The 9404-nt window shown below is 70.2% G+C and carries 12 protein-coding genes and 3 tRNA genes; 10 read left to right on the top strand and 5 right to left on the bottom strand.

The genetic code is table 11. The annotated features are described in order from the left end of the window. The first annotated feature begins 31 nt into the window (after positions 1-31). The 5 genes from AB0J66_RS48325 (at position 32) to AB0J66_RS48345 (ending at position 3298) form a co-directional block, all read left to right on the top strand. A complete protein-coding gene (locus AB0J66_RS48325; RefSeq protein ID WP_364675887.1) occupies positions 32-532 on the top strand; it encodes an NADAR family protein in 501 nt (166 codons plus the stop codon). 157 nt (positions 533-689) lie between these two features. Beyond that, on the top strand, positions 690-1412 hold the full coding sequence (locus tag AB0J66_RS48330; RefSeq protein ID WP_364675889.1) for a hypothetical protein: 723 nt from the start codon (positions 690-692) through the stop codon (positions 1410-1412). A gap of 15 nt (positions 1413-1427) precedes the next feature. After that, positions 1428-2054 carry an NAD(P)H-dependent oxidoreductase gene (locus AB0J66_RS48335; protein WP_364675892.1) on the top strand — a complete coding sequence of 209 codons (627 nt, stop codon included), beginning with the start codon at positions 1428-1430 and terminating at the stop codon, positions 2052-2054. 84 nt (positions 2055-2138) lie between these two features. Then, complete coding sequence (locus AB0J66_RS48340; protein ID WP_364675895.1) at positions 2139-2279, top strand: hypothetical protein; 141 nt, start codon at positions 2139-2141, stop codon at positions 2277-2279. Beyond that, the gene (locus tag AB0J66_RS48345) at positions 2276-3298 is read left to right on the top strand and encodes a hypothetical protein (protein ID WP_364675897.1); all 1023 of its coding nucleotides are present in this window, start codon (positions 2276-2278) and stop codon (positions 3296-3298) included. Before AB0J66_RS48340 ends, AB0J66_RS48345 begins: the two co-directional genes overlap by 4 nt. Here AB0J66_RS48345 and AB0J66_RS48350 read toward each other — a convergent pair. After that, a complete protein-coding gene (locus AB0J66_RS48350; RefSeq protein ID WP_364675900.1) occupies positions 3295-4929 on the bottom strand; it encodes a thiamine pyrophosphate-binding protein in 1635 nt (544 codons plus the stop codon). The two genes, AB0J66_RS48345 and AB0J66_RS48350, sit on opposite strands and share 4 nt — an antisense overlap. Before the next feature lie 103 nt (positions 4930-5032). On the opposite strand from AB0J66_RS48350, the gene AB0J66_RS48355 reads away from it, so the two are divergent. From AB0J66_RS48355 to AB0J66_RS48365, 3 genes are all read left to right on the top strand, one after another. Next, positions 5033-5515 carry an Lrp/AsnC family transcriptional regulator gene (locus AB0J66_RS48355; protein ID WP_364675903.1) on the top strand — a complete coding sequence of 161 codons (483 nt, stop codon included), beginning with the start codon at positions 5033-5035 and terminating at the stop codon, positions 5513-5515. A gap of 30 nt (positions 5516-5545) precedes the next feature. Further along, on the top strand, positions 5546-6088 hold the full coding sequence (locus tag AB0J66_RS48360; RefSeq protein ID WP_364675905.1) for an alpha/beta hydrolase: 543 nt from the start codon (positions 5546-5548) through the stop codon (positions 6086-6088). 165 nt (positions 6089-6253) lie between these two features. Continuing rightward, positions 6254-6625, top strand: a complete 372-nt coding sequence (locus tag AB0J66_RS48365; protein WP_364675907.1) for a hypothetical protein — start codon at positions 6254-6256, stop codon at positions 6623-6625. A 346-nt stretch (positions 6626-6971) separates the two neighbouring features. On the opposite strand, the gene AB0J66_RS48370 is transcribed toward AB0J66_RS48365, so the two are convergent. Further along, on the bottom strand, positions 6972-7175 hold the full coding sequence (locus tag AB0J66_RS48370) for a hypothetical protein (RefSeq protein ID WP_364675910.1): 204 nt from the start codon (positions 7173-7175) through the stop codon (positions 6972-6974). A gap of 179 nt (positions 7176-7354) precedes the next feature. Here AB0J66_RS48370 and AB0J66_RS48375 point away from each other — a divergent pair, with 179 nt between their 5' ends. Continuing rightward, positions 7355-7534 (top strand): hypothetical protein, encoded by a 180-nt coding sequence (locus AB0J66_RS48375; RefSeq protein WP_364675913.1) that lies wholly within the window; start codon positions 7355-7357, stop codon positions 7532-7534. A gap of 236 nt (positions 7535-7770) precedes the next feature. On the opposite strand, the gene AB0J66_RS48380 is transcribed toward AB0J66_RS48375, so the two are convergent. The 3 genes from AB0J66_RS48380 to AB0J66_RS48390 all read right to left on the bottom strand — a co-directional run bounded on the left by AB0J66_RS48380 (position 7771) and on the right by AB0J66_RS48390 (position 8034). Beyond that, positions 7771-7842 (bottom strand) — tRNA-Val (locus tag AB0J66_RS48380). 21 nt (positions 7843-7863) lie between these two features. Further along, positions 7864-7934: transfer RNA gene (locus tag AB0J66_RS48385), tRNA-Cys, on the bottom strand. Positions 7935-7961: 27 nt separating this feature from the next. After that, positions 7962-8034: transfer RNA gene (locus tag AB0J66_RS48390), tRNA-Gly, on the bottom strand. Between the two features lie 178 nt (positions 8035-8212). Here AB0J66_RS48390 and AB0J66_RS48395 point away from each other — a divergent pair. After that, positions 8213-9394, top strand: coding sequence for a GNAT family N-acetyltransferase (locus AB0J66_RS48395; protein WP_364675916.1), 1182 nt, complete (start codon positions 8213-8215; stop codon positions 9392-9394). The last annotated feature ends 10 nt before the right edge of the window (positions 9395-9404 follow it).

Here is a 9404-nt window from a genome sequence, read left to right on the forward strand (position 1 = left end):
GCGCCCGGCGAATGTCGGCACACTGCTTCGCATGCCCAAGTACCTGTTCTTCTGGGGGCACCAGCCCGAGCGCGACGGCAGCCCCGGGGCCGGTTGCCTCAGTCAGTGGTTTCCGTCGCCGTTCGAGGTGGACGGGGTGCGGTTTGCGACGGCCGAGCACTACATGATGTGGAGCAAGGCCGTGCTCTTCGGCGACAAGGAGATGGCCGAGCGGATTCTCGCCGTCGAGCATCCGCATGCGGCGAAGAAGCTGGGCGGGCGTGTCGCGGGGTTCGAGGAGCAGACGTGGAAGGACAACCGGCTGCCCATCGTCGTCGCCGGCAATGTGGCGAAGTTCGGGGCGCACGATGATCTGCGCGCGTTCCTGGTCGGCACCGGTGATCGTCATCTGGTCGAGGCGAGTCCGCTCGACCGGGTCTGGGGCATCGGCCTGAGCCGGGACGACCCGCGTGCGCAGGATCCGAAGCAGTGGCGGGGGCTCAACCTGCTGGGCATCGCCCTGATGCAGGTCCGCGACACGCTACGAGGCTGAGGCCCGCTCGTAGGAGCGGGCCACGATCGCCCGCAGCACGTCCCGTTCTCCTTCGCCGGGTGGAGCTTCTCGGGTGCCGTTCGGTAGCAAGCCTCTGATTCTTCCCCCTCCGGCCGACCGGGGTCATCACCCGTACCGCCCCGGAAGGACCACCTGCATGAAGCGCCGACTTGCCGCCGTCACCGCCCTGGCCACGCTGATCGTCCTGCCGATGTCCGGCCCCGCGATGGCCGGCGGGAAGGCCAAGCCGAAGGTTCCGGCCGTGAAGGACAGCGACCGCGACGGCATGCCCGACACCTACGAGAAGGCCAACGGCCTCAACCCGCGCAAGAAGGACGCCGGCGCCGACAAGGACGCCGACGGGCTGGTCAACCTGGCCGAGTACAGGGCCGGGACCAGCGCCGCCCAGGCCGACAGCGACGGCGACGGACTGCCCGACGGGTACGAGGTGGCCAAGAAGCTCAACCCGAAGCGCAACGACGCCAACTCCGACCCGGACGCGGACGGCCTGCCCAACAAGATCGAGCGGATGCTGGGCCTCGACCCTCGCAGCGCCGACAGCGACGGGGACGGGGTGAAGGACGGCGACGAGGACGCCGACGACGACGGGATGCGCAACGGCGCCGACCCGAAGCCCAAGGTGGCCGGGGCGACGGTCGCCGGGTTCGACTCGGCGACCGGGGCGCTCACCGTGGCGTACGGCCAAGGTCTGTCCCTGACGGTGACCGTGACCGAGGCGACCGAGATCGAGTGGCACGGAAAGGCCGCGGCCTGCCCGGAGCCGGCGACGGTGGCCGACCTGACGCCGGGGCGCGCCGTGCACCGCGTCGAGGTCAAGAAGCGGGCGGCCAAGGAGATCAGCCTGATCTGCACGCCGTGATCTAAGGTCTGCGGCATGACGCGCATCCTGCTGATCTCGGGCAGCACCCGCGATGAGTCCCTGCACAACGCCGCGCTGCGGACGGCCGCTCATCTCGCCCCGGAGGACATCAACGCCGGCCTGTTCGAGGGTCTGCGCAGTCTGCCGGCCTTCGTGCCGGGCGAGGAGAACCCGCACGACAGCGTGGTCCTGCTGCGGCACCAGGTGCGCATCGCCGACGCCGTGCTGTTCAGCACGCCCGAGTTCGCCGGCTCGATCCCGGGCAGCCTGAAGAACCTGCTCGACTGGCTGGTCGACGACAACCTGCTCGACGGCAAGCCGGCCGCCTGGCTGTCGGTGGCCCGGGCCAGCGAGGACGACCTCGCCCGGGCCACCCTGGAAGCCGTGCTGACCCACGGCAACGCCAGGGTCCTGCGGGCCGCCTGCATCCGGCTGCCGATCGAGCCCGAGGCCGTCGACGCCCACGGCTTCGTCGCCGACCCGCGGCTCCACCAGGCCCTGCGGGACGCGCTGCAGGGGCTGGCCCGGGTGCTGGCGATGAGCGACAAACCGGCGCGGCCGTCCTGGCAGACCTACTCGAGCGTCTTCCCGGTCATCGAACGCCGGGACACGTCCGCCCTGCCCGACTGGCGGGCCGGCTAGACCGCCAAACTTTTGGGGGAATCCAGTGACGGGCATTTGACCGTAATAGCCGTTGGCTGCCGGTAAGCCCTCACCCTGGGGCGCATGCCCAGCTCACCGGTCCCTCAAGCCGCTGCCCCGTGCCGCCTCGCCGCCCGGGAGCCGGTGGCGCTCGCCGCCCGGGAACTGGTGGCGCTCGCCGCCCGGGAACTGGTGGCGCTCGCCGCCCGGGAGCTGGTGGCATGAGCGAGCCTGAGCAGATCCATCCCCGGCAGACCCTGGCCGACTTCGAGCTCGCGGCCAAGCTGGGCGAATCGGCGGCGGCCGAGGTGTTCCGCGCCCGCAACCGCACCTTCGACATCGTGGTCGCCCTGAAGCTGTGGCGGCGGCCGTTCTCCCTCGCCGTCCAGCAGGCCGTGGCCGAGGCATGCCGCCTTCAGTACGAGCTCTCCGACCACCCGAACGTGGCCCGGCTGTACTGGGCCGACCCGACCGCCGACCCGCCCTGGACGGCGGCCGAGCTGCACCAGCACTCCCTCGCCGCGGGACCGATCGCCTCTGCCCCGCGGATCGCCACCGACGTGCTGCGCGCCCTCACCGCGATCCACCGCCGGCAGCGCCCGCACGGCGCCCTTCACCCGGGCAACGTTCTCGTGTCGGACGGGCGGGCGGTCCTCGGTGACCTGGCGTCCGCCGCGACGCGGGGCGACGCGACGTCGCAGCCGCTCGACCTGCAGGCGGCGGTCACGCTCATCGGTGAGCTCTTCGAGGATCCACCCCCGGCGGTACGGGTTGTGCTGGCGAACCCGCCGCGTACCGCGGAAGAGTTGCTCGCCGCCCTGGAGAACGCCCAGAGCCAGGGGCGGACGGGTGCGGCCGAAAACGCCGGGCCCTTTCGACCGGGCATCCCGCAACAGAACACCGGCGCCTACGACTCACCGCGACCGGCCGAAGCGGCCGAACTGCCGGCCAATCTGTACACCCCGGCACCCGCATCACGGCGCGAGAACGCTCGCAGCTATCCGGAGAAGCCGCCAACCCCCGGTAGCGCATCCCGGCCCGCGTCTTCTCAGAGCACCGCTGTCCAGCCTTTCCAGCGTCTGGACCAGTCACGGCCCTGGGCTCGGCGGCTGCGCATCGCCGCGATCACCGCCGCGGCGATCGTGCTCGCGGCGGCGGTCGCTGCTGTCATCGCGTACGTCCGGCCGGTCAAGCATCAGCCGGACCCCGGCGGATCACCGCCGCCGAGCCTGACCCGGTCCTAGCTGTTGCCCTTGGCCGCGGCGGTGGCTCGTTCGGCCAGGCGGCGCAGCAACGGCGGGGTGTCGTACGCGTCCAGCTGCACCTCGATGAAGGCCAGCCGATCCGGGTGATCAGCCGCCGCACGCAGCGCCTTGTCCAATTCAGTCGGCGTCCCCGCGTGGTGGTAGTCGGTCTCCGGCCCGGTCAGCCCGGCCACCAGGGCCCGCCAGTTCCACGGCGTCACGTCGTTGTAGACGGCCTGCGGGCTCTGCAGCGCCCGCTCAATCGTGTAGCCGCGGTTGTTGAGCAGCAGAATCACCGGCCGCAGCCCGTGAGCGGCGATCGTGCCCAGCTCCTGGATGGTCATCTGCGCGGCCCCGTCACCGATGACCAGCACCGGCCGGCGGTCCGGCTCGGCCAGCCCCTGACCGAGCACGGCCGGCAGCGCCCAGCCGATCGAGTTCCAGATCGGCTGCCCGGCGAACACCGTGTCGGCCGGCAGCCGCATCGACAACGCACCCCAGTATGCGGTGCCGGTGTCCGCCACCAGCGCCGAGTGCGGGGGCAGCCACTCCTGCAGCGCGCTCCACAATCCGGCTTGGGTGAGCTCGTCGCTTTGCTCCAACCGGGCTCTCTCCACCTCGGGCGCCGGCCGCTGTTCGAGGGTCGCCGCCACAATCTCCACCGCGTCGGGGAACAGCACGTTCTCGAACCGCTGGTCACCGATGCCGGCCGCCGTCGCCGAGGCCCAGACCGTACGGTCGTCGACCGGCCGCGCCGAGAAGAACCCGGTCAATTCGGCCGTCTGCACCGCACCCAGGTGCACCAGGACATCGGCGTCGTCGACGACCGCGGCCGGCCCCGGGTCGAGCATCGAACCCGCGTAGTCGCCGAGATACCCCGGCGTCCCCTCGTCGATCACACCCTTGGCCGCCAGCTGGGTCACCATCGGCACGCCCATCCGCGCGATCCGCGCCCCGAGCCGGTAGCGCGCCGCCAGCTGCCCGACAATCAGAACCGGCTTTTCCGCTGCGGTGATCAACTCCCGCACAGCCGCCGCGAACGCTTCCACCGCAGCCGGGTCGGAGTTCCACTCCAGCGGCTCCCGCAGCGCCGCCGCCGGGATCCGGTGCAGGGCCAGGTCCTGCGGCACGCTCAGATACCCGGGCTTGCGCCCGCGCCGCACGGCCAGGACGGCGGCGTCGATCTGCTCACCCGCGCGGTCCGCCGTCAGCACGCCGACGGTTCCGCTGACTTCGCCGTACGCCCGCGCGAAGTGCCCGAACTCCCCGTCCGCCAGCGTGTGATGTACGAGCGACCCCGCCTCGACCGTGCTCGTCCGCGGCGACCCCACGATGTGCAGCACCGGCGCGTCCTCGGCGGCGCTGCCGGCCACCGCGTTGATCGCGCTCAGCTCCCCCACCCCGTAGGTGGTGATCAGCGCGGCCAGGCCGCGGCTCCGGGCGTACGCGTCGGCCGCGTACCCGGCGCCGAGCTCGTTGGGCGACCCTACCCAGCGCAGCCCTGGCACCTCGGCCAGCCCGTCGAGCAGGTTCAGGTTGAAGTCACCGGGCACGCCGAACAGGTGGGACACGCCGGCCTGCCGAAGCCGCTCCCCGAGATACTCGGCCACGGTCACCGTGTTTTCGATCATGGCAACGAGCCTCACGCCTGTTGCGCATCCTGCACAATGTGATGTCTCCTGCTTGTGCGTTCTGCTCAGCCCGAGCGGCCACCACGGGGAAGGATTGCGCACGATGCGAATCTTGGACGCCACCGACGCGCGGATCCTGCTCGCCCTCGACGCCGACCCCGACGCCACCGTCGTCGCCCTGGCCGACCGCCTGACCATGTCCCGCAACACCGTCCAGGCCCGCCTGCGCCGCATGCGCGATTCGGGTGCTCTGGGCGCGTACTCCCGCCGCCTGGACCCAGCCGCCCTGGGTTACCCGCTCATGGCCTTCATGACCCTGTCCTTGAGCCAGCGCGAGGGCGACCGCGCGGCCCAGCAGCTGGCCCGCATCCCCGAGGTCGTCGAAATCCTGGCCACCACCGGCGACGGCGACCTGCTGGTCCGCGTAGTCGCCCGAGACACGGCCGACCTGTACCGCATCACCAACCAGATCGTGGCCAACCCCAGCGTCGTGCGCACCTCGACGTCGATAGTCCTGCACGAGGTGGCCCCGAGCAGCCTGGACCGCCTCCTCCACCGCCACACGACCACCCCCGACCCAGCCTGACCGGCCCACATCGGCGGTACAGTCCCCGGCATGATCGCTGGAGTCATCGTGCCCGGGCGTGGCTACGGTCCGCAGGCACCGCTGCTCGACCTGGCCGACGAGGCGCTGGCGGACCTCAACGCGGTCGTGGCCACCATCAGCTGGACCGTCCCGGAAGGACTGTCGGACATCGGCCCGGAGCCGTTCGTCCGAGCCCATGTGGCAGCGGCGTTGCATGGGCTGTCAACCGGAACCGCACACGCCGCGACACCGGTCATCATCGCCAAGTCTCTCGGCACGCACGCCGCCACGCTGGCCGCCGAGCGGGAGCTTCCGGCGATCTGGCTGACTCCACTCCTGCACGTCGAGGCCATCGCCGAGGCGATCAGCCGCAATCCGGCACCGGCCCTCCTCGTCGGCGGCACCGGCGATCGCACCTGGGATCCGCAGGTGGCCGCGGCAACGGGAAAGCCGGTCGTCACCATCGACGGCGGCGACCACGGCCTGCGGCCGCCAGGACCGTTGCGGGCATATACGGACGCTCTCGGCACCGTCGGCACAGCGATGGAAGCATTCCTGTCCGAGCTTTCCTAGCGCCTCGTGATCCTGTAGATCTGACGGCCGACCAGCGTGGCGGGTCTACGAAAGCCGCCGCCGGCCCACCGATCGCGCATAACGAGGCGGCCTTGGCTCGCCATTCCGCGAGCAGGCACCGCCGCTGACACCGCCTGTCGTGTGCGATCTGCGAGACTCAGATCTGTGCGGGATGCCGAGCCCACTGCCGAGGAGAGCGCCTTCTTCGCCGAACTCGCGAGGCAGCTACCGGATGTCCAGGACTGGTACCACCAGGACGACGCCGGCACCCTCTGGATGATCACGTCGTACGACTTCGCCCACGGTAACCAGATCCACAAGACTCTCCGGCTGGACTATGACGGCAAGAGCCTTCGTGGCGGGTGGAGCCCGTCGTGTCTCAACTGGGACGACGGCGTACGAGCCGACGACGCACTGATCGACACCACAGGCCCCGACGGGCTGCGGCTCGATTGTGTCGACCCTACGATCGATGCCGCAGTGGCGGCGGGCTGGTTCTGGCGGCATGTCGACCGCTGGCAGTCGCAACCACACTGAAAGACGGGCGGCGCTGTCAGCTGAGAATCGCGTTGGTTGAACCCGTGAAGGCGCATCGACCGTCCGCTCCTGCAGATGTGAGGGGGACGGTCGTGTCAGGACCGCCGGCGGCGGACCGCCGAGCGCACTCACCGCGCCGCGGGACGTCCGGGGCTCTGCCCCCGGAGCAGACTTGACGAGGCGGCCCCGGCTCGCGCTTTCCGCGAGCAGGGACCGCCTGCCGTCTCGCGGGCGATACTGGGATCCCGGCAGGCGACCACGCATGCACGAAGTAGGGGCCTGCTTCGGCTCTCTCCGGATAAACGCCTGAGATCTATGCGATGAGGTCAGATTGCGGTCGCCGAGGCTAGCTACCCACGTCTTGATGATTCGTTAGAACGCCGCAGTCGGCGCTGGTGGGGATGTCTGCCTCGCTGAGGAAAGCGGTCAAGGCGGCTGACAGGGCTTCGAGCTTGTCATCCTCGACGAAGGCGTAGCCGCTTTCTGCGACGCAGTCGGCGACCTGTCGGGCGATGCGCTGCATCGGCTCGACGTCTTGTTCACTCGGCATGATGACCTCCGAATCATCGACCGGCGATGGGAACAAGGCCGGCCGTGGCGGTGAGCGGCGGATGCAACCCGACCGTGTCGGGCGAACCGCCCGTCCGATCGGACGTGCAATCGATCCTCCGGCGGTAGACCTTGTCCACGTGTCAACCAGGGCGTTGTCTACATGACAACCCTGCGTCGATGGACGAGATCATGGCTGCCACCGAGATCCCCGACTACCCCGGCGTGTGGCCGTGCTCGTCGATCAAGCCGACTTCCTGGACCGCGCACCTGTCCGGGGACCGGGCCCGGCGCACTCTTGACGAGCGACGCTGGGCGGCCCAACGGCCCCACCGAATCCAGGAGGATGAGCAGCAGTAGCGGCCGGCCGGATCACATCGCCGTAGGCCAGGGTGTCGCCGGCCGGGACTGACGCTAGTCACTCAGTCAGTCACCCGAACACGAAGTTCGCTCGAGTGGCGGTCTTCCACGGCCCGCCGGCGGACCGCCGAGCGCAACCACCGCACCGTGGGGTTTCAGGGGGCTCGGCCCCCTGAGCAGACATGACGAGAGCCCCCGGTCCGCGCTTTCCGCGGACAGGGGGCTCCCGGCTCTCGTGGGCGATACTGGGATCGAACCAGTGACCTCTTCCGTGTCAAGGAAGCGCGCTCCCGCTGCGCCAATCGCCCTTACTCGTACTGCATACTGCGAGGTGGAGACGGGATTTGAACCCGTGTACACGGCTTTGCAGGCCGTTGCCTCGCCTCTCGGCCACTCCACCGAGCCCGGCCCGTGAAGGCCTTCTCCGAGCGGACGACGGGATTCGAACCCGCGACCCTCACCTTGGCAAGGTGATGCGCTACCAGCTGCGCTACGTCCGCTTGTCCCTCCGGGCGCTTGTCCCGGCGACGGAAGAAACATTAGCCGGTCGCCCGGCGCCTTGCCAAACCGGGGTACCCCGGCGCGGCGCGGCGGGGCGTTCACCAGGTGTTTTCCGGGTTATCCACAGGCGGCAAAAGAGGGCAGCGGGCGGAGGGCCGGGCGGTGTTGGATGGGTGCATGGAGTTCCGACAGATCTCGGCGGCCGAGCGCACCGCGACGATGTTCCCCCTCCAGACGTATGCGTTCTTGCCTTCGCCGTGGCCGGAGGAGGAAGAGGCGGCGTACGGGCGGCGGGCGCCGTTCTTCGAGTCTGCGATCAGCATGGTCGCGGAGGAGGGTGGGGAGGCCCTGGCCTGCGCGGCCGCCCTGCGGATGCGGCAGAACGTGCGTGGGTTGGTCCAGGACATGGCCGGCATCGCCTCGGTGGCTTCCCATCCTTCGGCGAGGCGGCGGGGCCTTGTGCGGGAGCTGCTGACGAGGTTGTTGCGGCAGTCGAGGCAGGAGGGGTTCGCGGTCAGCGCGCTCTATCCGTTCCGCCCTAGCTTCTATGCGCGGTTCGGCTTTGTCGGGATTCCCCGCCACCGCACGGCGACCTTCGCCCCGGAGGGGCTTACTCACCTGGTTCGGGCTGAGTTGCCGGGTGAGGTGGAGCGGCTGCCGATGTGGGACGGCCACGAGGCGTACGAGGCCTTGCGACACCACCTCGTGGGTGAGCGGCACGGGTTTGCCGCTTACGACGCTGTACGCAGCGCCGAGTTCCGCACCGACAAGCAGTGGGTGGCCGTGGCGCGGGCCGGGGGCGAGGTGGTCGGCGCGGTCAAGTATCGGATCGATCGCTACGGCGGCGACCTGGTGGGGTCGGATCTGCTGACCACCGGGCCGCTCGGGCGGGCGCTGCTGCTGCAGTTCTTCAGCCGGCACGTCGATCAGGTGGCGCGGGTGACGGTGCGGCTCGGGCCGGATGAGGTTCCGGAGCTGTGGGGTACGGATTTTGCGGTGACCACCGAGGCCAAGGTCACCCATCCGCGGCAGGGCGGGGCGATGGTCCGCGTCCTGGACATGGAGGCGCTGACCGGCACGACGGTCGGCGACGGGGACGTCACGATCGAGATCCCGGACGACGAGCACGTGGCCGGGGTGTGGCGCCTGACCGGTGAGGGCGGTCGGCTGACCGTGGCCAAGGGCACGTCGGAGCCGTCGGCCACGCTGACCGTGGGTGGCTTCAGCGGCCTGCTCTACGGCGTGCTCGACCCGGTCGAGGTCGTGACGCGAGGGCTGGGCCGGGTGGACGCGGCGGCGGTCGGGCCGCTGAGTGGTTTGTTCCCGCGGCAGATGCCGTACATCTGCGCGGATTTCTGAGAGGGGTGGG

Origin of the sequence: Actinoplanes sp. NPDC049598, assembly GCF_040675435.1 — a bacterium.
Taxonomy (GTDB): domain Bacteria; phylum Actinomycetota; class Actinomycetes; order Mycobacteriales; family Micromonosporaceae; genus Actinoplanes.